The 21,842-nt window shown below is 42.8% G+C and carries 13 protein-coding genes and 1 pseudogene; 9 read left to right on the top strand and 5 right to left on the bottom strand.

Translation table 11 applies throughout. From position 1 onward, the window contains the following. Nucleotides 1–57: 57 nt before the first annotated feature. On the top strand, nt 58–2,889 hold the full coding sequence (locus DP117_RS18015; protein ID WP_339381308.1) for a zinc-dependent metalloprotease: 2,832 nt from the start codon (nt 58–60) through the stop codon (nt 2,887–2,889). 412 nt (nt 2,890–3,301) lie between these two features. Here DP117_RS18015 and DP117_RS18010 read toward each other — a convergent pair whose 3' ends face one another. Then, nucleotides 3,302–4,405, bottom strand: coding sequence for a GUN4 domain-containing protein (locus DP117_RS18010; RefSeq protein WP_169219658.1), 1,104 nt, complete (start codon nt 4,403–4,405; stop codon nt 3,302–3,304). Between the two features lie 470 nt (nt 4,406–4,875). Next, the gene (locus DP117_RS18005) at nt 4,876–5,124 is read right to left on the bottom strand and encodes a hypothetical protein (RefSeq protein WP_169219657.1); all 249 of its coding nucleotides are present in this window, start codon (nt 5,122–5,124) and stop codon (nt 4,876–4,878) included. A gap of 339 nt (nt 5,125–5,463) precedes the next feature. On the opposite strand from DP117_RS18005, the gene DP117_RS18000 reads away from it, so the two are divergent. The 3 genes from DP117_RS18000 (at nt 5,464) to DP117_RS17990 (ending at nt 6,873) form a co-directional block, all read left to right on the top strand. Next, complete coding sequence (locus DP117_RS18000) at nt 5,464–6,033, top strand: Uma2 family endonuclease (protein WP_169219656.1); 570 nt, start codon at nt 5,464–5,466, stop codon at nt 6,031–6,033. A 76-nt stretch (nt 6,034–6,109) separates the two neighbouring features. Then, on the top strand, nt 6,110–6,484 hold the full coding sequence (locus tag DP117_RS17995; protein ID WP_169219655.1) for a DUF433 domain-containing protein: 375 nt from the start codon (nt 6,110–6,112) through the stop codon (nt 6,482–6,484). Next, a complete protein-coding gene (locus tag DP117_RS17990) occupies nt 6,481–6,873 on the top strand; it encodes an ACP S-malonyltransferase (RefSeq protein ID WP_169219654.1) in 393 nt (130 codons plus the stop codon). Before DP117_RS17995 ends, DP117_RS17990 begins: the two co-directional genes overlap by 4 nt. A gap of 124 nt (nt 6,874–6,997) precedes the next feature. Here DP117_RS17990 and DP117_RS17985 read toward each other — a convergent pair whose 3' ends face one another. Further along, nucleotides 6,998–8,311, bottom strand: a complete 1,314-nt coding sequence (locus DP117_RS17985; protein WP_169219653.1) for a hemolysin family protein — start codon at nt 8,309–8,311, stop codon at nt 6,998–7,000. A gap of 392 nt (nt 8,312–8,703) precedes the next feature. On the opposite strand from DP117_RS17985, the gene mfd reads away from it, so the two are divergent. From mfd to DP117_RS36305, 4 genes and pseudogenes are all read left to right on the top strand, one after another. Next, nucleotides 8,704–12,351 carry a transcription-repair coupling factor gene (gene mfd, locus DP117_RS17980; RefSeq protein WP_169219652.1) on the top strand — a complete coding sequence of 1,216 codons (3,648 nt, stop codon included), beginning with the start codon at nt 8,704–8,706 and terminating at the stop codon, nt 12,349–12,351. Nucleotides 12,352–12,410: 59 nt separating this feature from the next. Next, complete coding sequence (locus DP117_RS17975) at nt 12,411–13,010, top strand: hypothetical protein (protein WP_169219651.1); 600 nt, start codon at nt 12,411–12,413, stop codon at nt 13,008–13,010. Continuing rightward, a complete protein-coding gene (locus tag DP117_RS37005) occupies nt 13,003–13,134 on the top strand; it encodes a hypothetical protein (protein ID WP_282440297.1) in 132 nt (43 codons plus the stop codon). The genes DP117_RS17975 and DP117_RS37005 overlap by 8 nt, the downstream gene beginning before the upstream one ends. Continuing rightward, nucleotides 13,080–13,256 (top strand): annotated as a pseudogene (locus DP117_RS36305) (IS5/IS1182 family transposase); the annotation flags it as partial. The gene DP117_RS37005 and the pseudogene DP117_RS36305, both read left to right, overlap by 55 nt. A 302-nt stretch (nt 13,257–13,558) precedes the next feature. Here DP117_RS36305 and DP117_RS17970 read toward each other — a convergent pair. Next, nucleotides 13,559–16,174, bottom strand: coding sequence for an IPT/TIG domain-containing protein (locus tag DP117_RS17970; protein ID WP_169219650.1), 2,616 nt, complete (start codon nt 16,172–16,174; stop codon nt 13,559–13,561). A gap of 550 nt (nt 16,175–16,724) precedes the next feature. Beyond that, nucleotides 16,725–17,564: a poly-gamma-glutamate hydrolase family protein gene (locus DP117_RS17965; protein WP_169219649.1), complete on the bottom strand. Its 840-nt coding sequence runs from the start codon at nt 17,562–17,564 to the stop codon at nt 16,725–16,727. Nucleotides 17,565–18,305: 741 nt separating this feature from the next. On the opposite strand from DP117_RS17965, the gene DP117_RS17960 reads away from it, so the two are divergent. After that, nucleotides 18,306–21,839, top strand: a complete 3,534-nt coding sequence (locus DP117_RS17960; protein ID WP_169219648.1) for an NB-ARC domain-containing protein — start codon at nt 18,306–18,308, stop codon at nt 21,837–21,839. Nucleotides 21,840–21,842: the final 3 nt, after the last annotated feature.

Below are 21,842 nucleotides of genomic sequence, written 5' to 3'. Positions count from 1 at the left end.
GTAGGGGAAGTAGGGGAAGTAGGGGAAGTTCTTAAGCAGGGGAGAAGTTCTCTGTTGATTTCCTCTTCGTCATCACAGTTACGTCCATCGAAATCAAAGAATGCTACTTTCTTTGAGAAACAGGGGTTACCAAAAGAGCAGGTATGGGTGATTGATGGGAAGCAACAGGTACAGCGCAAATCTTTTATTTGGGTTGTTGAAGATACTAAAAAAGCTGAACAGCAACCATTTTTGCAAGTACAGAATATTGTAGAAAAGCCTACGAAGCCAGAGGAAAAAACTGATGTCACCCCGAAACCATCAAAAAAGGAAGAATTAGAGCCGTTTGATAAAGTTGTCAAAGATACTGAAACATTACCAGGCCTGTTTACTCTGTACCGAGATAAAGAAAAGAATAAAATTTATCTAGAAATTAAACCGGAACAACTTAATAATAATTATTTAGCGACAGCAACTCTAGAATCTGGTATCGGTGAAGCTGGAATCTACAGTGGAATGCCATTGCAGGATTTTTTGTTTTATTTTCAGCGGGTGAATAACAAAGTGCATTTTGTGGTTCGTAATGTCAACTTTCGTACCCGCGAAGGAGATCCACAAGAGCGATCGCTTGCCCGATCTTTTAGTGACTCAGTTCTCTACTCAGTATCTATCAAAAGCATTCATCCAGTACGCAAAACACTTCTCATCGATATGGGAGATTTGCTGCTGACAGATTTAGCAGGATTATCTTCTAGTTTGGGAGTTGCGCCAGCGGCAGACAAATCATATTTTGGGACTGCTAAAGCCTTTCCTTTAAATATGGAAATCGAGTCGGTATTGAACTTTACTAACACTCGTGTCAATAGTGGAAAATTCCGTTTTGGTGGTACACTACCAGATCTTCGAGGTTTCACTTTGCGCGTTCACTACAGTCTGTCGCAACTTCCAGAGAAGAATTACCGATCGCGTCTAGCCGATGAGCGTGTTGGCTATTTTATCACTGCCTACCAAGATATCTCTAACGACGAACGTAGAGACTCATTTGTCCGCTACATCAACCGTTGGCATTTAGAAAAACTAAATCCTAGCGCAGCTGTTTCTCCACCGAAAAAACCCATCGTTTTCTGGATTGATAACGCAGTACCCCTAGAATATCGCGATGCTATCAAAGAAGGTGTCCTCATGTGGAATCAAGCCTTTGAAAAAGCAGGATTTAAAAATGCGATTCAAGTGCAGCAAATGCCGGATAACGCGACATGGGACCCAGCAGACATACGCTACAATACAATTCGCTGGATTAATACAGTAGATGGGTATTTCGCTATGGGACCATCCCGCGTTAACCCCTTGACAGGAGAAATTTTAGCTGCAGATATTCTGGTAGACGGTAGCTTTATCCGGGCACTCAAGAATGATTATCCTAAAGTTGTACAACTCAACCAAACAAAAAATCAGACGTCCCTGTCGGCATTGATGCACAATAGCCTGCTTTGCACAAATAGATTAGAGACAGAAAGTAGCGACACTTCCGTTGAGAGTACGGAAATGGACGGGTTAGCGAGTCGTTTATCAAAACTAGCAGGTCAGTACGACCTTTGCTATGGTATGGAAGCTGCTAACCAATTTGCTTACGGTTCACTGGCGATGAAGCTTTTGCGAGATACCCCGCCAAATAATCAGCAAATGAAAGACTTTGTTCATCAATATTTACGGTTAATTATTGCTCATGAAGTAGGACACACTCTGGGATTGAGGCATAATTTCCGTGGTAGTACTTTGCTGACTCCAGAAGAAATGAATAATAAGGATGTCACTCGCAACAAAGGTCTCATTTCGTCAGTGATGGACTATATTCCACCAAATGTTGCCCCCAGAGGAACTAAGCAGGGAGATTATTTCCCTAAGATGATCGGACCTTATGATGAGTGGGCAATTCAATATGGATATACACCAATTCCAGTCGCAACTCCCGCAGCAGAAAAACCATTTTTGGATAAAATTACTGAGCAATCTAACAAACCTGAGTTAAGTTATTCCACAGATGAAGATGTGTTTGACCTTGACCCAACTGCTAATGCATGGGATAACAGCAATAATGTGTTGCTTTATTCTCATTGGCAGTTGGATAATGCATTGGTTATGTGGCAACAACTCAACAGTGTTGACCTTTTGTCTAGTGAGAGTTTCAGCAATGTGAAGGAAGAGTTCGGTACAGTATTTAGTCACTATTTTCAAAATATTTACTATATTACAAAATATATTGGTGGTCAGTCTTTTTACAGGGTTCAACCGGGAAATACTCAAGGAAGATTACCATTTCAGCCTGTGCCTGTAGAACAACAACGCCAGGCGTTAGAGCTTGTACAAAAGTATGTATTCGCGGAGGATGCTCTGAGTTTTCCGCCAGAATTACTGAATAAATTAGCACCTTCTCGTTGGCGACATTGGGGGAGTTCTCCCCGAACTGGTCGTTTGGACTTTCCCATTCATGATTGGGTTTTGTACATGCAAAGTTCAGTGTTGTGGGATTTGCTGTCAGGCGATCGCCTCTCCCGCCTCAAAGATATCGAACTCAAAAATCAAGGTAATCAAACCCTTTCTATACCAGAGCTATTTGATACATTACAAAACGGCATTTGGACTGAAGTGCTGAAACCAAATGACAAGCCAATCGTCATTTCCAGCTTGCGTAGAGGCTTGCAAAGAAAATATGTTGACAAATTGACCATGATGGTATTGAGGAAAGAACCTGTTCCAGAAGATGCTCGGACATTAGCTTGGTATAAATTAAAGCAATTGAATGAGAAGTTGGATGGACTGAGTTCAAGTGACGAGTACACCAAGGCACATTTGTTAGAAACACGCGATCGCATTAACAAAGTCTTGAATGCCCAAGTGCAGGCGAATTAGGAAAAATATATAGGAATACTATTTGAGTTGTAAAAATTATCGAACCGCCAAGACGCCAAGAACGCCAAGAAAAGAAACAGAGAATTTCATGAATTATTTAGGATTGCTACATAGAAATACTATTTGATTTTTGAAACACACTAATATTTTTGCATCAGATGGAGCGATCTGCCGAAGGCAGCAGCGTTAGCGCAGGCCCCCTAAGGGGCTAGCTATCGCCTAATTTTCCTCCCATAATTGGAGCGATACGCCTTTGGCGTCTGCCCTTTGGGCGATCGCTCTGGTAAAGTCAGAGCATTCCAATGCATGCCAATTTACCAAGATTCTTGTTTCAACGGACGAAAAAGGCATCTCACAGTAGATTTACTCGGGCTCGTTTTAAGTAGAACCACCAAATATCTCTTCACCTTTTTTAATTAAACTTGATATTTTTTAGACATAGTAAAAGAAGTTTGTCAGATGATGTACCCAATTTACTACCTATTGGAGAGACAACAGTATCTGTATGTACTAAGAAAGGTAGATGACCTTTAGGAGCAGTTAATTCAAAATCTAACTCCTCATAAGATTTCCAGTTAAAGAATGCTCCAAAAATTCCTCGTTTCTTTCTCCACCCAACTCTTTCAGAAAACACATTAAAATCTTTTTCTGTATCTAAATATATTCGCTTTTGGATATTGAAGCCAAATAGTTCATTACTGTATTTAGACCATAGACCATCAATGTCTATTAGCTTTTGCTCCACAGATTCATCACTGAAATTATCACTTAAACTCTTGATATCTTCTTCATATAAAAACTGCTGATTTCTCCGCATCACTAACTTCAGCATCATCTCCAAAGTCTCTTTATCTGCTTCTTTCCATTTTCTTTTTTTCAGTAATTCTTCTAATTTTTCATATCTTATATTTTCAACTATTATATTGATATTTTTCTCAAATCTTTGTTTTAAAACTGGTATTGATCCTTGTGAAAAATTTTCCATTTCAATAGCAACCACGCCTTCTTCAAAGGCTCTTTTAAATAAATCTTGATTATTGGAAATTTTATAACCCAGTCCATCATAAAATCCCGTAGAAAATTCAATTGCTGCACTGTCTTTGATTGGGTTATTCATGCCAATCACATAACTAATGTATTGGCTAATTGCCACCGCTGTTTTTTCTGAATAACAAGCGTTAAGCACTACACATTTAACACCATCAGCGTGCAATTTCAACAGTGATGCCAACGCTTTTGGTGATACAGGTTTGTTGTTTCCGTCATTATCTTCTAACAACAAGCTGCCATCTTCTAAGCCGTGTCCACAAAAATGAACGATTAGAGGCTGTTCTTCTGCAATTGCTTGGCGAATATCTTGAGGACGTACAGCGGTTCTAATCTTAATTTCAAATGAACCCCGATTGCTGGCTCCTCTTATAGCTGACTCAATTTCCCGAATCTCTTTATCCAAACGCAGGCTGTGGGGGATTGCTGCCAAAATTAAAATCTTTGCATTAGCAATATTGAGATGCATAAGTGCTAGAGAAAATAACCTTTATCAATATACTTGCACAAAATGACAATTGTAAGTAAGTCGGCACAAATAAACCGAACTATGTAACAGAATGTAAAGAAGGATAAAAACCTTGCGATTGCTTCGTTTCACTTCGTTCCACTCGCTGCGGACATACCTTTAATTTTTTACGCCGACTTACTTACAAACTTATATATAGGTTAAGCCGATATACAGGACGAGAACGGAAATAAGGGCTGGAAATACTTGATTTTTCGTTACCTGCAATGACGTTACGTACATTAAACTACAATAGGCTAAAGTCTAAAGATTTAGTTCTAGACTGAAGTACTACTAAAGACTGGTATCTAATTTAAAATTATCCTTATTCTCTTCAGCATCATTGTGATTCTTTACTTGCATCTCGACAATATTTGAGATGCGCCCTGATTTTTTACAAATGATTTAGAACTATCATATGACGATTTAGCTTACTTCTTTGTCATCATTAACACTCCGTATCCTCCAACTCCAGCTACTACAGCGCTCCCCCCAATAAGAACCGCATTTTGCTGAACAGCACCGACGAGGATAAAAATACGTCCAATTTTATCTGCATTTTTGGCTACTTGATATATATTTTTTGCTGGAGAAGCATCAGCATGTTCGGGATTTAATGCTGTTATTGATACTGAGCCTGCTAAAGCTAGTGAGGCAAGGAAGCAAAATTTTGTATTCATATTTAGTACTCCGTGTTTGTGACGTTAGTAAGTGCGATTTTAAATTTTTCATATTATTGTAGCAACCCTAAATAAGTTATGAACAGGGTACATAACATCTGTGATGGATTAGAACAAGGAAAACTTGATCAAACCTGGCTTCTTGTTGAAACCAAGAAGCCATGACATTGGAGTTAGCAGCAATGTCAAAGGTGGAGGAGAAAGCAATTATTATTTGCAGCTAATTGCATCTTGTGTTCTGCGTTCTCCGTTGGTGAGTTCTTCTTCAAATCACCTCACAACCAAATCTGTGACAAAATAGTCTTACTGTTCTACAGTCAATGCGATCTACAATCACCTATGATTTCTACCACTGAGCGCCGCTACAGTTTGAATGAATATCGCGCTATTGAAGAAAAAGCGGAAGGACGCAGCGAATATCGAGATGGAGAAATCGTACCTATGCCTGGAGGAACGCTCAAACACAGCCGCATCGGTGGTAATATTTTTGCATTTGTGAAGTTTCTACTGCGCGATACTCAATTCGAGCCAATTAACAGCGATTTACGGCTGTGGATTCCCGAATATCGACGCGGAGTCTATCCAGACATGATGATTTTTGAGGGCGAACCACAACTGAATGGCGATCGCCTAGATGAAGTCTTGAATCCCATCGTGATTGTTGAAGTATTATCTCCTTCCACCGCAGATTACGACCGACAAAGTAAATTTCGGATGTATCGATCAATTAAGAGTTTTAGCGAATATTTATTAGTTGAGCAGGATGAACCTTTTATTGAACGCTATAGCAAGCAAGCCCAAGGTTGGTTACTCAGTGATTTTAACAGCTTGGAAGGTTCTATTTCCCTAGAGTCAGTTGGGATCGAATTACCGATAGCGGAAATTTATCGCGGCATTGTTTTTGAGTAAAGTAGCTCTGGCTTGAAGAGCTCACCTTGCTTTTTCTGTAAGGTACGATAGATACAAATTCCAGGGGACTATGGGTATGACTTCAGTATCCAACGAGCAGCCAGCTATCACCCGTACAGAACGTGGACTTACGATCGCAGGAACACGCATTACGATTTATGATGTGATGGATCATCTTAAAGCGGGATGGACACCCAAGTTGATTCGCCACTGGCTTCCTTTGACAGAAGAACAACTCAATGCAGCACTTTCCTTTATTGATGTCAACCGTACTGAGGTAGAAGCAGAATATCAAACTGTTTTACAGGAAACTCAGGAGATACGAGAATACTGGGAAGACAAAAATCGTGAGCGATTGACACAAATTGCAAAGTTGTCTCCAAAGCCAGAGCAGGAAGAGATTCATGCCAAACTCCAAGCCTGGAAAGCTAAGCTTGGACTCACTCCATGATTGTTCTGGTTGATCATAATCTGGAAGGTTATGTCGTTTTTCTGCAAGGAACTCTAGCCTCTGAAGGTTGGCTTGATCTTCTATCAATTAGTTTTGTGACGTTGAAAGAGGCTGGTTTAGCTGTTGACAGCAATGACCGGATCATCTGGCAGTTTGCGCAATCCAATCAAATGCTTCTTTTGACTGCGAATCGAAACGCAAAAGGAGAAGATTCGTTGGAACAAACAATCCGCGAGGAAATCACGTCTACATCGCTACCCGTTATTACGATTGGAAGTTTTGCTCGACTCATTGAACGGGAGTATCGGGAGCAATGCAGCGCCCGTCTTGCTGACATTGTGCTGTACATTGAAAACTATTTGGGTGTGAGTCGGCTTTTCATTCCATGAAGTTTTTTGAACAGTTATCAGTTGTGGTAGGAGGGTATCCCGTAGGGGACTGGCCCTCCTGTTGAGCAACGTCAAGATAAAGCTTACTGTTGTTGCAAATTATCTGATCAGCAACCGTATTTTCTTACTCATTAGCAGATTCAACCTGCTTAGGCACGACAAGAACTTTATCCACACGGTTACCATCCATATCCATGACTTCCAACCGCATACCTTGCCATTCAAAATGATCGGCTGCAGAGGGTATGCGCCCCAGATGCGCCATAACAAAACCACCTAAGGTTTGATAACTTCCTCGGTTTTCGTGTGACAACTCCTCAAAATCGAAGAGTTCAAAAAACTCATCGACAGCCAGCATACCATCCAACAACCAGGAGCCATCCTCTCGTTGCACAATCTGAGGATCTTCCTGCCCATCAATAGAAGGAACATCACCAACAATTTCTATCATGACGTCATTGAGAGTGACTAATCCCTGAATTACACCATATTCATCGACGACTAGCGCCATGTGAGTGACGGTTTGCTTGAATAACTCCAAAACTTTCAAGCCTCGTGTGCTTTCTGGTACGTATACGGGCTGTCGTAATCCTACCGTTAAATCCAACTTCTCACCAGAGAAACTCCTGGCTAATAAATCAGTGACTGGGATGATACCCAGCACATTGTCAAATCCCCCCTGACACACTGGATACCGGGAATAACCTCCATCAATAATCTTCCGACGGTTTTCTTCAGTGGAGTCCTCTAAGTCTAGCCAGACAATATCTGGTCGAGGTGTCATGAATGAATTGACGGGGCGATCGCCCAAACGAAACACTCGCGCCACCATATCTTGTTCTGCTTCTTCAAAAGTTCCCTCCTCTGTTCCTTGCTCAATCAAGACTCTAATCTCTTCTTCTGTCACAAGCGGTTCTGTGGAAGGTTTAATACCCAACAACCGCAATACTGTTTCTGTAGACAGACTCAATAAAGAAACTATGGGAGATGTTATTTTAGCCAACATCTGCATCGGTAAGGCGATCACCGAGGCAATAGATTCTGGGTGGTTTAAAGCCAATCGCTTTGGCACCAGTTCACCAAGAATCAACGTCAAATAAGTGATAATTAAAATTGCTAATCCATTTGCTAACTGTTGCCTATAATTTTCCAGAAAAGGGATAGAACTTAAAATAGGCGTTAGTCTTTTGGCAAAAGTTTCTTCACCATAGGCACCCGACAGGATAGTCAGGAGTGTAATCCCGATTTGAACAGTTCCTAAAAACTGATTTGGCGAAGATGCTAGATCCAAAGCCACGCGGGCTTTGGCATCACCTCGTTCGGCAAGTTGTTGTAAACGTACCTTTCGTGCTGAGACAATTGCCAATTCTGACATGACAAACAGACCATTGGCGAAGACAAGAAGAATAATAATTAGAATTTCGATTGTTGGAGACATCTGTAAAAATTGCCGATGCCATCGGCAAACTGTGCTTAACCTCTTAGTATCTAGTATCCAAGGTGTGATTACGAAATACTCTGAATACACAAAAATGAATACAGCATACAGAACACAGAATACAGAATGACCAACTATAGTTATTGTACTAAAGCACCGGTACAATAATCCCAAAAATCCGGTTTCAATTTGCTGGAAAGACTGAGTTAACGCTTGCGCTCAACTCACACCAAAACTCGGTTTTTTACCCCAATGCGTGACTAATGTACCAGCGCTCTAAGTATTAAGACTATATAGCGAGAACTCTTCCTCTGTCTAGACTTTTAAAATAGTTGAAGTAAGCGTTACTATTATGCTTGCCCGTGAGCAGGATTTCTTTATAATTTTGTGATATGTCATTCTCTTCCATTGTGCGTGCTTTGGGCCGGTCTGGGCTCACCACTGAACTCCTCTCTAAGCTCAGTCGGCAACAAGAGTTGCTATTAAGTGGCATTCCTCGCTTGCCCAAAGGTTTGGTCGCTTCGGCGTTGGCTCAAACCCAGAGCAAGAATTTGTTCGTGGTTTGTGCGACTCTGGAGGAAGCCGGACGCTGGACAACACAACTAGAAGCGATGGGGTGGCAAACGGTACATTTCTACCCAACTTCGGAAGCATCTCCATACGAACCCTTTGATCCTGAAACCGAGATGACTTGGGGACAAATGCAAGTCCTCGCGGATTTGGTACAACTGGGAAAACAGGCAGATGGCGAGACGGAGAACTTGGGAGATAACGACACGCAGAACAATATTCCCCCCATCACCCTATCACCCCATCACCCCATCTCAGCAAAGATGGCGATTGTCGCTACTGTTGCTGCGCTACAACCTCACCTACCACCACCAGCAGCTTTTAAACCTTTCTGTGTGACTCTGAAGCGTGGTATTGAATTTGACTTAAATACCTTTAGTGAACAAATCACTAAACTGGGATATGAAAGAGTTCCATTGGTAGAAACCGAAGGGCAGTGGAGTCGTCGTGGTGATATTGTTGACGTGTTCCCAGTGTCCTCAGAGTTACCCGTACGACTAGATTGGTTTGGCGATGAAATTGAGCAGATACGGGAATTTGACCCAGCAACCCAACGTTCTGCCGCGCTTGATAAAATAGATCAACTGATTCTAACTCCCACAAGCTTTGCTCCGATTGTGATGACAGTACTCAAAGATAGTGCTGAGTTTCAACTGTTGAGCGCCAAGTTAAATGAGGACTCAGAACTCACGACTCAGGAGTCAGCACTGGTGGAAGGTAGCCGTCGCTTTTTGGGGTTAGCTTTTGATAAACCAGCTTCCCTGTTAGATTATTTACCTGAAAATACCTTAATTACTATTGATGAACCAGAACAGTGTCACGCGCACAGCGATCGCTGGGTAGAAAATGCAGAAGAACAGTGGCAACTTTTGGGAAGCAGGGAAGCAGAGGAAGCAGGGGAACTCGGGGCCCCCAGGGAGTGGGGATTAGGGGCAGTAGGGGAAGCAAAAGAAATTTCTACTTTGCTACCAAGAATCCATCGCTCTTTTGATGAGTGTCTGGCTGATACGGCAAGATTTCTCAAATTAAATTTATCAGAATTGGTTGAAGAGAATACCGGCATTAATCTTGCTAGTCGCAGGGTACCAGTCATGCCGCACCAATTTGCTAAAATTGCAGAAACACTGCGACAAGAGCGCGATCGCAAGTTCTCAATTTGGCTGATGTCTGCCCAACCTTCGCGTTCTGTGTCCCTACTACAAGAACACGACTGTCCTGCCCAATTTATTCCTAACCCCCGCGACTACCAAGCGATTGAAAAGCTACAAATCAATCACACACCAGTCGCCCTCAAATATTCTGGTCTTGCGGAACTCGAAGGTTTCATTCTACCTACATTCCGGCTGGTTGTGATTACTGATCGTGAATTTTACGGTCAGCATTCCCTAGCGACTCCCAGTTACATTCGTAAGCGGAGAAAAGCTGCTTCTAAACAAGTTGATCCGAATAAGCTGCGTCCAGGGGATTTTGTCGTTCATAAGAATCACGGTGTAGGTAAATTCATCAAGCTAGAAAGTCTCACACTTAACAATGAAACCCGTGAGTATTTGGTGGTGCAGTATGCGGACGGTTTATTGCGTGTCGCAGCTGACCAAGTTGGTGTTTTGTCGCGGTTGCGTACGACAAGCGATAAACCGCCAGAACTCAACAAAATGACGGGTAAGGCTTGGGAAAATACCAAAAATAGAGTCCGTAAAGCGATTAAAAAATTAGCGGTGGACTTACTCAAGCTGTATGCATCGCGAGCGCAACAAAAAGGCACTGCCTATCCACAGGATACACCTTGGCAGCAAGAATTAGAAGACTCGTTTCCCTACCAAGCAACAACTGATCAACTTAAAGCGACTCAGGATGTCAAACGAGATATGGAAAGCGATCGCCCAATGGATCGCCTAGTTTGCGGAGATGTCGGTTTTGGAAAAACAGAAGTCGCTATTCGCGCTATTTTCAAAGCTGTCACCTCTGGTGGAAAACAAGTAGCACTGCTTGCACCAACTACCATCCTGACTCAGCAACATTACCACACTCTCAAAGAACGCTTTGCTCCTTACCCCATTAACGTAGGGTTACTCAACCGCTTCCGGACTGCTGAAGAACGCCGCGATATTCTGAAACGACTGGCGACAGGTGAGTTAGATATCGTTGTTGGAACACACCAACTTTTGGGTAAAAGCGTAACCTTCCGCGATTTAGGACTTTTGGTAGTTGACGAAGAACAGCGGTTTGGTGTAAATCAAAAAGAGAAAATCAAAAGCCTGAAAACCCAGGTTGATGTGCTAACTCTTTCTGCAACTCCGATTCCCCGTACCTTATATATGTCCTTATCGGGAATTCGGGAAATGAGTTTGATTGCAACACCACCCCCATCCAGACGACCGATTCAAACTCATTTGTCACCAATGAATCCAGAAAGCATACGCAGTGCAATTCGTCAAGAACTCGATAGAGGCGGACAAGTGTTTTACGTCGTTCCGCGAGTTGAGGGAATTGAGGAAATAGCAGGACAGTTGCGGGAGATGATACCGAGTGCGAGAGTTGCGATCGCCCACGGTCAAATGGATGAAAGCGAGTTAGAATCAACGATGCTGACTTTCAGCAATGGTGAAGCGGACATCCTTGTATGTACCACGATTATTGAATCTGGTTTGGACATTCCGCGAGTCAACACTATTTTAATTGAAGATGCTCACCGCTTTGGATTAGCTCAACTGTATCAACTACGCGGTCGTGTTGGTCGTGCAGGAATTCAAGCTCATGCATGGTTATTTTATCCCAAGCAACGGACTTTATCTGATGCAGCACGCCAGCGGTTACGAGCCATCCAGGAATTTACGCAACTCGGTTCTGGATATCAGCTAGCAATGCGTGACATGGAAATTAGAGGTGTGGGTAACTTGCTAGGTGCAGAACAGTCAGGACAAATGGAAGCGATCGGTTTTGACTTATATATGGAAATGCTAGAAGAAGCTATCCGTGAAATCAGAGGACAAGAAATTCCTAAAGTTGATGATACACAAATTGACCTCAACCTGACAGCGTTTCTCCCAGCCGATTACATCACCGACTTGGATCAAAAGATGAGTGCTTACCGTGCGGTTGCTGCTGCAAAATCTAAAGAAGAATTATCACAGATTACTGCTGAATGGAATGATCGATACGGTGCAATTCCCAAACCAGCAACTCAACTGTTGCGAGTGATGGAACTCAAACAGCTGGCGAAGAAACTAGGATTTAGCCGAATTAAACCAGAAAACAAACAGCACATCGTTTTAGAAACGCAGATGGAAGAACCTGGTTGGAATTTGCTGGCTCAAAATTTGTCGGAAAGCCTCAGATCACGCTTTGTTTACTCTCCTGGTAAAGTGACGGTGCGAGGTTTAGCAGTTCTTAAGGCAGATCAACAATTGCAAACGTTGATTGATGCTTTGGGTAAGATGCAAGGTGCTGTTGTGGAGGAGGCGGTTGTTTAAAATGATGATAAAGACGCGATGTTCCTCGCGTCTTTACAAAATGAAAAATCACAAATGAAATGGCTTACAGTGACTTTAAATTAAATGAAATCATCAAGATATTTGGTTTAACTCTTATAGAAACTACTGACTTGTTTACAAATATAGAAGCTGTTGAATGCAGCGAAAATTTGGCTTTTAACCTCAAAGAAAATATACCGTTAGCTGTGGCTATTGGTACAGAAAAAGCACGTTCTGAAATGATTATTACCCCAATACTACTGGAGATAAGAAGACGATTAAATTATCAAATCAGTTTATTTTCTGGTACAGATTTTAACGTAGACACTGAAAAAGGTTTAAATGGAATTTGTGATTATATCATAAGTCTTTCTCCAGAACAGCTTTTTGTCAGCGCTCCAGTAATTACTCTAGTAGAAGCGAAGAATGAGAATATGAAAGCAGGCTTAGGGCAGTGTGTTGCAGAAATGATTGCCGCACAAATGTTTAATGAAAGGGAAGGAAATGATATTAAAACAATATATGGTGTCGTCACAACGGGCGAACTTTGGAAGTTTTTGAAGTTAGAAGGTAAAATTGCATCTATTGATTTAACTAATTATCCTGTTAGTAATATTCAGAAAATTTTAGGTATTTTCTTGAATACTATTTGTGATTAAGCAGGTGGGCGTAAGTGAACATCGATACTCACCTGCTCAAGGAAGCGTACTCGTTAGGGCGATCGCCCTTTGTCTACCGAGGAGGCAATGGAAGCGATTGAAATGGATAGACGACGGCAGCTAGTTTTAGATTGCCTGGATTGCGAACAGCCACCTTTTGGGAAAGGAACACTGGTGAGATTTCGTGCGCTTTTAATGTCAAAGTCGTTTGACCGACGGTTAATTGAAAAAACGATTGAAATGGCACAAAAACAAGAACCTTACAACTCGCGTTCCTTTGTTATGAAGTGGAGGAAAGTCCAACTCCACCCTTCCTTTTCTCCGAGATTCCAATCATTGTCCCATTTATACTCTTTGATTTTTGAACAAACGCACTCATCGCAAGTTCTGTCTGGCAAACGATTGAGTGTCAGTATACGAGCGCAAAAATCAAGTTGAATTCCTATATTAATACCATGAGAAAATGGTAATCTTTTTATTCTTCAAAACGTATCGCCCCCGATATTCATATAGCGGGAGCGATTTCCTTTGTGTCCTAGCTAGAGAACTTAAAGCTGAATTGTGAGAATGTTGGAAGCCGCATCCGCAGCAACTTCAGCAGCTATTGTAAATGCTTGCGCCATCAAAGATTGTAAGGCACTTTCTCCCAGTATTTGGCTTTGCTTACCTTCTGTGTCCGGATCGATGCTAGGCTTATCTAGCAAGCTGAACTGGACATTAAAGACACCTTGTGAATTCGTAAAGACTTCTTTTACCCAGCGTTGGTTCAGCGCATTCCAAAGATCGACGCGAATGCGTTGGTTACCCAAACTAGGACTGAGTTTTCCTGTCAGAGCAATTCTCTGTTGCGATGATCTACCAACAGGTTCCAGAGTTATTTTCACTCGTTTCATCACAGTGACACGAGCAGAAATACCGCCAATTGGGAGGAAGGTCGATCCAGCAGGTTCGTTGTTTGTTAACAAGTCACTGTACTGCCGTGGGATGCTGCCAACCACTCCAATCTGAGCATGAGGTTTAGGTCTGTCGCGATTGATACCCTCGTAATAATCATAATCTTCAGTCGGAACGATTGTCATTTGCAACTTTCTCTCTTCTAAACCTCCTAAAATCACCCATTCATGCGGGAAATGCACCAAAAATCCTTGTGGAACATTACGAACTCTCAGCCGGATGAACCGCTCTTCTTTGTGAGGATTGCGAACCGACACAAGGAAGATGACTGGATCGACTGGACTGCTTGATGCTGCTTGGAAGTCAAACACGTTTTCCTGCGCGATGTTATTTCCATATGAAATTTCGCCCAGTTGCTCTTCTGCAAAGAGCTTTAAGCAAGTGTGTTCACCTAAAACAGGTACCCAATTGACAGTCACATCAGCAAAACTTCCACTAGCAATGGTGGGAACCACTTTCGTTTGCAAAGGCGCCCAATTTCCGTTGTCCCCCACACCTGGAGGTGTCACCGTGTAGAACGTCACTCGTACATTTTTAGCATCATCGCTACCGTCATTATGAATTCTGCCAATCAGTTTATTCAACGCACCAACCTGAGGACGATCGCCATTTCCTTGAGGACGCCCTTGGCTATCTAATGCTTGATCAAACGAGCCAAAGGGTAACCGATCTATCCACAAGTCTGGTGTTTGATAGTTGGCATCCCACGGATCAACCCGTAAATCAAATTTACCATTGGGGTCGGGACTCAAATCTTGTGCCCACTGCACTCGGACTCGGCAAACTAACGGACGGGCTTGAACATTATTATTCACAACCTCAATCTTAAAGTCACGAGCAGGGTCTGTTGCAACTCCCCCTTGTGTCAACACTTCTTCTGAGTCCTGTAGTAAGCTGATAAACCGCATCTGCTGATTATTGTTGATCGTGTCTGAAATGATTTTGTACACGACAACACCACCTTGATTTGGTACTGCAGAACCGACAGGAATGTTTGGATCGAAGATTTGACTGGTGGTTCCAGGTTGTTGACGCACTTCTACATAGTAGTAGAGTCCATTGGTAACGCGGATGCGAAGCATATGATAGCGTGCACCTGCTGTGTTTTCACTCGTACCATGAGCTACTAATTCAAATTCTTGACTAAATGGATTGCGATCCCATTGCAAATCCTTAATGTTTACATTGTTGTACCAGCCTAATTTGTCTAAGTGGTATGCTGAGAAACAAGGATGAGCATCATGATTGCCCATCATCTCAAAATTTTGGGCACTGGCTGCAGCAGGATCGACCAGATCGGAGTCATAAACATCTTCTCCGAGACTTGCAGCTGCGTTTCCTGTTGCAGTGAAGTTTGGCGAGCGTACCAAGTTGTGTCCGGTTTCATGTGCAAAGCGTCCCCAATTTGCCGATTCTTGAATCCAAATCAAGTTGACTTCATTGGTGGTTGTGATATTGATGTGGGTGTTCGTTGCATCATCATCAAACCGGAAGTTTTGCGACGTACCACCACCCCATGCGCGAATAAACCCACCATTGAGATAGATAATTGTACACATGACACCGTAGTTATTGAGGTTAAATCCCTCATTGACTGCGCCCTGAGCAGCTTCTGCAGCAAGACGACCGAGTTTATCCTTAGCAATATTATCAATGCTTGTGTCAATGTAAGTTGCTGTGTCGCCAATCAGCGGATTCCAATTTGCTGTAACATCAACCTGTAAATTGAGACGGTTATAACTTGCCTGTTGATAAAAAGTTCTAACGTTATTCCAACTATCAATAACAGCTTGTCGTGCTGTTGCAGTAGGTGTGAGGTCGGTGGGAGTGACTAGCGCGACCAAAACCCGGAGAGTTCCAGTTGAGGGTTGATCGCCCTGGGAAGGAAACCCGGATCCCGCAAAGCTAATAGGCGGACCATCTTGTTTTAAATCTGCTTCTGGATAGGGTAGAATCTTGAATGGGATAGTACTTTTCGCAGTCAAATTTCCAACTGTGACAACGACAGTTCCTGGTTGAGTTTGCGGACCTGTGATGACCATCAATCGATTAGATTCAGCTTCGACTACTACCGCTTTCTCACCACCAACATTCACTTCGTTTTCCCAGCGAACTGTCGAAAAGTTACTCCCAGTAATTTCTAGCATTGTGCCTGGGAAGCCAGTCATTGGTGAAAAATCTGTAATTGTTAACGTCCTGGTCTGAGTCATATAGTTTACCTCTGATTTTAAGTTGAATCGCACTCAGGGAGATCTGTTGAACAAAGGAAGAAGAAAGAGGAAACAGGTATAGAAGAGGCGCAAGGCGTTGCACCCGTACTTGAGTTTTTTCATGCGGATTCCAACCCCACATAGAAACAAATAACCCTGACGGGGTGGGATTTTGAACCTCCATTTCATTTAAACTTGCTGATTACTGAGTTCAGGACTGAGAATATACTGACTTGTTACTGATTTATTACTGACTTACAATAAAGTCATGCGTATTATTACCTGCGTAGTTTACCGGAGATAAGGCGATGTCTCGCACAGCAAGAAGTTCGTCGCTCTTATCTTGAATAAATCAAATTAGCCGTGAAAGGCAAAAGATATTGAGAACAAAATGCGATCGCTCCTCGTTTGTAGGAGCGATCGCCTATGAGTATTCAGAGTTAACAGTTAACTATTTCCTGGAATTTCGCTCAACACTCAACCGTTAGAAACATACACAGATCCGGGAGGACTAAGGTTGTATCTCTTGAATGCTTTGCCTCCGACTGTATTATGATGTACTACCTTTGAAAATAGCTAAAGGAACTGGAAGTTCGCCCATCGCACGAGCAACTCCGCCATAAACAACTCCTCGCAGCACATCGTCTTGCACGAGATCGCTGGCTAGGCGATTTCTGATATCAGAGCTAATTTCCAGCTGTAAACCTTCCCCACTCAAAGTCTTATTAACAATGTTGTTAGTGTCGTCCCCAGCGAGGTTTGAGGCACAAAACGCGCCGGAATCGCCTTTGTTCGACGGGACATCAAACGTAAGCAATGTGCCAGAAACCAACCCTTTGTATTTGTCTACGTAGTTCCTGAAGTCAGCAATTTGCGTAGTCGCAATATTCCTACCACCAACACAAATGGTGCTGGCAGAGCAAGCGGAGGAACCACAGCCATGAATAGATACAGCTCTTGGATGCGCTTTTACAAGATTTAAAGCTGTCGCGTCATTAAAGTGTGTGGATGTGATGTGAAGAATGCAATAATTGTCTCCGACCGTGCATCTAGGATTTAGAGACGACTTTAAATTCTTACAATCCTGATTTGTTACATGTCCACTAAAGTCATAACGGTTCCAATTGTAAAGGGTTTGTAAATCCGCGCTAATCTGACTTGTTTTGGTCTCGATGTTTCCTCCGTGGAAAGACAGAACAGTAACATCGCTTCCCGTAACAGTCTCAGTGGTATGCCAGTCCCCACTATCTCCCTTAACACACTTTGAACCTAACATTGAACCTATAAGCGGAGGCTGGGAAGAGTCGGGACAGATCGGTGGATTGCCTGTTCCTTGATAACAGCCGAAAGCATCTGCGTGCGCGGAACCAGACCACACTAGGGAACTCATAGAGACGATCAATATCGCCCCTAGTATAATAGATCCAAGCTTTCGTATGTATCTGCTAACTAACATCCCGACTCGATGTGGAGGCATTATAGTAGCCATTTTTATACTTATCCTCATGCGTATGCTACGCAACTACTAAATCACCAACTAACGCAACAAGTTGCTCGAAAGAACCTTTGAACCTATTTCTGTCTACATTATCACTGACTCCTGCTGCAGTTCCTGTGTCTGTATGTTGCCAGAAGGTATTAGGACTTACGCACTTTACAAATCAACTATTGTGTGGCTAATGCAAAGAGTGCCAACTTCCGTGCGGTTCTGCAATAGTCTGATTTCGCAAGAATTTCCCATTTCTATCTCACTAGTAGACCTCTCCAAAAATGGCTATGAAACCAATACCCCGCGCTTGCACTAAAAATCATTTTTGGAGAGGTCTAGTGCATAAGTTGATTTTGCTTGCACTTAATTAAAGAAGGAAGGACAGCAAATGAGTCTGATTCACATAATCAGATTTTTGTAAAGTCTGCCGGGGGAAGCTTCCCTCGGCGAGCTTTACGTCAATGCGTAAGTCCTAGAACCTTGTTTTTGGTTTTGCAGTTGGGCATCCAACGACACATCACCTGCTTACAACTTAATTTAAGCTTGCTGATTACTGAGTTCAGGACTGAGAATATACTGACTTGTTACTGACTTCTAACTGACTTGTTGTTATCATTTCCGTAGTTTTCCCCTTGTCAGGTCATGTCTCGCTCACTCAAAATTAGCCGCAACTACCTTGAAAAAGTCAAATTAGCCGTAAAACGCAATGGTTTTCCCAACCAAAAAAGTCTCGCTCTGGATACAGGGCTGGCTTTAGCCACTGTCAGTAAATTTCTTACCGGAAAAGCTGTAGATTATACAAATTTTGTCGAACTATGCCAAAAATTGGCTTTTGACTGGCGAGAAGTTGCTGAGGTAGACTCGAACGTATCACCCGCCGAGCCTGTGCAAATGATGACCAACACACGTAGAGACTGGGGTGAGGCTCGCGATGTATCAATTTTCTTCGGACGAGAGGAAGAACTAGCCACTTTAGGGAAATGGATTGTGGGCGCTGGCTGCCGTTTGGTGACAATATTAGGCATGGGAGGCATTGGTAAAAGCGCTTTATCTGTCAAGTTGGCACAATTTGTTCAGGAACAGTTTGAATATGTTATCTGGCGAAGTCTGAAGAATGCTCCACCGATTAAAGATATCCTAATAGAGCTGATACAGTTCTTTTCTAACGAGCAGGAAACAAATTTACCAGAAACTGTAGACGGTGGAATCTTGCGATTGATGGAGTATTTGCGTAAGCACCGTTGTCTGCTAGTACTGGATAATGTGGAATCGATATTGCAGCCCGGTTCGCGTACTGGAGCTTACCGAGAAGATTATAAAGGGTATGAGCAGTTGTTTCAATGTATAGGAGAAACGCCCCATACTAGCTGCTTGGTACTAACTTCTCGTGAAAAACCCAAAGGATTGGCAGCTATTGAAGGCGAAACATTACCCATTCGCTGCTTACAACTTGTGGGTTTACCACAAGCAGAAAGCTGTAAAATTTTTCAACTCAAAGGTTGCTTCACTGGGTCAGAATCTGAATGGGAGTTGGTGATTTCACACTATGCCGGAAATCCTTTAGCATTAAAAATAGTAGCGGCAGCAATTCTAGATTTTTTTGAGGGTAGTCTTGGTAAATGTGTCGAAATTTTGACGACTGGCACGCTGGTTTTTGATGATATTCGTGACCTTTTAGAACGTCAGTTTAATCGCTTGTCAGATTTAGAACAAGAGGTGATGTACTGGCTGGCTATTAATCGAGAGCCAGTTTCGTTTCAGGAATTACAAGAAGATATTGTAGGCAATAAAAGTCAGTGTGAATTACTGCAGGCTGTGGTATCTCTGGCTAGGCGATCGCTCATCGAGAAAACTGACAATGGTTTCACGCAACAACCTGTCGTCATAGAGTACATGACAGAACGATTCATTGAGCAGGTGTGGGAGGAGATAGCTTCTGAAAAAATGAGATTATTGATGAGTCATGCACTGATGAAAGCTACTGCCAAAGACTATATCAGAGAAACTCAGGTTCGCGTCATTTTAGAGCCGCTTGCCGAAAAGCTGCGTACCAATTTTAGAAATAACAGAGAAGTTGAAAATAAATTAAAGCAAATTCTTTTAAAGCTTCGAGAAAAATTTTCGGCAGCACCCGGATACGGTGGCGGAAATATTATTAATTTATTAAATATACTGCAAATTAATTTAGAGAATTATGATCTTTCTAATTTGACTATTTGGCAAGCGGGCTTGCGTCAAGTGAATTTGCATCATGTCAATTGCCAAAATGCTGACTTAGCCAAATCTGTTTTTACCGAGACTTTAGGCATTGTTTTATCGGTAGCATTTTCCCCGTGTGGAAAGTTCGTGACTACGAGTGATGTGGATGGTGAAATTCGCTTATGGCAAGTTGCGACTGGTAGACAGCTTTTGACTTGCAAAGCACAGACTAATTGGGTATGGTCTGTCAACTTCAGTCCTGATGGTAAAGTTCTGGTTAGTGGTAGTGGTGACGAAATTATTCGGTTGTGGGATACTCGCACAGGTCAGTGTATAACTACTTTAAAAGGTCACACCAGTCAGGTATGGTCAGTTGCCTTCACTCCTGATGGTAAGACCCTAGCCAGCGGTAGTGAAGACATGAGCGTAAAGTTGTGGGATATTGCAACAGGACGCTGCATAAGAACTTTGCAGGGTCATACTAATTCTATCCATTCTGTTACCTTCACTCCAGATGGCAAAATTCTGGCGAGTGGTAGTCTCGACTGTTCGGTGAGGCTGTGGAATACCGACACTGGGGAATGCCACAAAATTTTGCAGGGACACACTAACCGAGTATGGTCTATTGCTTTCAGTCCTGATGGTAAGACTTTGGCTAGTGGTGGTGACACCTCTGTGAAGTTGTGGGATACTTACACAGGTGATTGCGTAAGTACCTTAAAAGGACATACCAATCAAGTGTGGTCAGTTGCCTTCAGTCTTGATGGTCACATACTAGCTAGTGGTAGTAGTGACCAAACAGTTAGGTTGTGGGATAGCCGTACAGGGCAATGTCGCAAAGTTCTGCAAGGACACACCAATCAACTCTGGTCTGTTGCCTTCAGTCCTGATGGTACGACTTTAGCGAGTGGCAGTGAAGACAATACAGTGAGGTTATGGGATATTCGTGACGGTAAGTGCCTGAAAACGCTACAAGGACAAATCGATAAAGTATGGTCTGTTGCCTTCAGTCCTGATGGTAAAACCTTAGCTAGTGGCAGTAACAATCAAATGGTTCGGTTGTGGGATATTAGCACAGGTCGCTGCGTCAGTACTTTCAAAGGACATACCAATCAGGTATGGTCAGTTGCCTTCAATCCACAAGGCAATATACTGGCTAGTGGTGGTGAAGACGGTACAGTCAGATTGTGGAATGTCCTTACAGGGCAATGCATAAGGACTTTGCAGGAACATGCCAACTGGATCTGGTCAGTTGCTTTCAGTCCACAAGGTCATATACTTGCCAGTGGTGGAGAAGACCAAAAAGTCAGGTTGTGGAATGTCGCTACAGGCGAGTGCTTCCAAACTTTGCAGGGGCATACCGACTGGATCTGGTCAGTCGCCTTCAGTCCACAAGGTCATATACTTGCCAGCGGTGGTGGTGATGAGAAGCTGTTGTTGTGGGATGTCTGTACAGGAAGCTGCCTAAAAACTTTGCAGGCACATATTAGTCACATACATACAGTTACTTTCAGTCCAGACGGGCGAATCTTAGCTAGTAGCAGTAGTGACCAGACGGTAAAGTTATGGGATGTCCACTCAGGTAAGTGCGTCAGAACTTTGCAGGGGCATACCAATTGGGTGCGATCGCTCGCATTCAGTCCAGATGGGCAAATTCTGGTTAGTGGTAGTCCTGACCAAACGGTGAAGTTGTGGGATGTCACCACAGGAGAATGCTTGAAAACTATGCAGGGGCACACAAGTCAAGTATGGTCTGTAGCTTTCAGTCCGCATGGTAGTACTTTCGCTAGTAGTAGCACAGATGAAACAGTTAAGCTTTGGGATGTGAACACAGGTGAGTGTTTAAAAACTCTTAGACCTAAAAGACTTTACGAAGGTATGAATATCACTGGCGCGACAGGTCTAAGTATAGCACAAAAGGCGACGCTAAAAGCGTTGGGAGCGGTGGAGTTAGAGCAAATTCTTCTGCTTTCCTGATGA

This window comes from Brasilonema sp. UFV-L1 (assembly GCF_012912105.1).
In the GTDB taxonomy this organism is placed as follows: Bacteria; Cyanobacteriota; Cyanobacteriia; order Cyanobacteriales; family Nostocaceae; genus Brasilonema.
This window is presented reverse-complemented; position numbering and strand designations above follow the sequence as displayed.

Excerpts from the sequence above, each read along its gene's own strand:
- DP117_RS18010 (WP_169219658.1), bottom strand. The coding sequence starts at position 4,405 with ATGCATCTCAATATTGCTAATGCAAAGATTTTAATTTTGGCAGCAATC.
- DP117_RS17965 (WP_169219649.1), bottom strand. The coding sequence starts at position 17,564 with ATGAGTTCCCTAGTGTGGTCTGGTTCCGCGCACGCAGATGCTTTCGGC.
- DP117_RS17990 (WP_169219654.1), top strand. The coding sequence starts at position 6,481 with ATGATTGTTCTGGTTGATCATAATCTGGAAGGTTATGTCGTTTTTCTG.
- DP117_RS18000 (WP_169219656.1), top strand. The coding sequence starts at position 5,464 with ATGATTTCTACCACTGAGCGCCGCTACAGTTTGAATGAATATCGCGCT.
- DP117_RS17975 (WP_169219651.1), top strand. The coding sequence starts at position 12,411 with ATGGCTTACAGTGACTTTAAATTAAATGAAATCATCAAGATATTTGGT.
- DP117_RS17960 (WP_169219648.1), top strand. The coding sequence starts at position 18,306 with ATGTCTCGCTCACTCAAAATTAGCCGCAACTACCTTGAAAAAGTCAAA.
- DP117_RS17970 (WP_169219650.1), bottom strand. The coding sequence starts at position 16,174 with ATGACTCAGACCAGGACGTTAACAATTACAGATTTTTCACCAATGACT.
- DP117_RS18005 (WP_169219657.1), bottom strand. The coding sequence starts at position 5,124 with ATGAATACAAAATTTTGCTTCCTTGCCTCACTAGCTTTAGCAGGCTCA.
- mfd (WP_169219652.1), top strand. The coding sequence starts at position 8,704 with ATGTCATTCTCTTCCATTGTGCGTGCTTTGGGCCGGTCTGGGCTCACC.
- DP117_RS17985 (WP_169219653.1), bottom strand. The coding sequence starts at position 8,311 with ATGTCTCCAACAATCGAAATTCTAATTATTATTCTTCTTGTCTTCGCC.
- DP117_RS17995 (WP_169219655.1), top strand. The coding sequence starts at position 6,110 with ATGACTTCAGTATCCAACGAGCAGCCAGCTATCACCCGTACAGAACGT.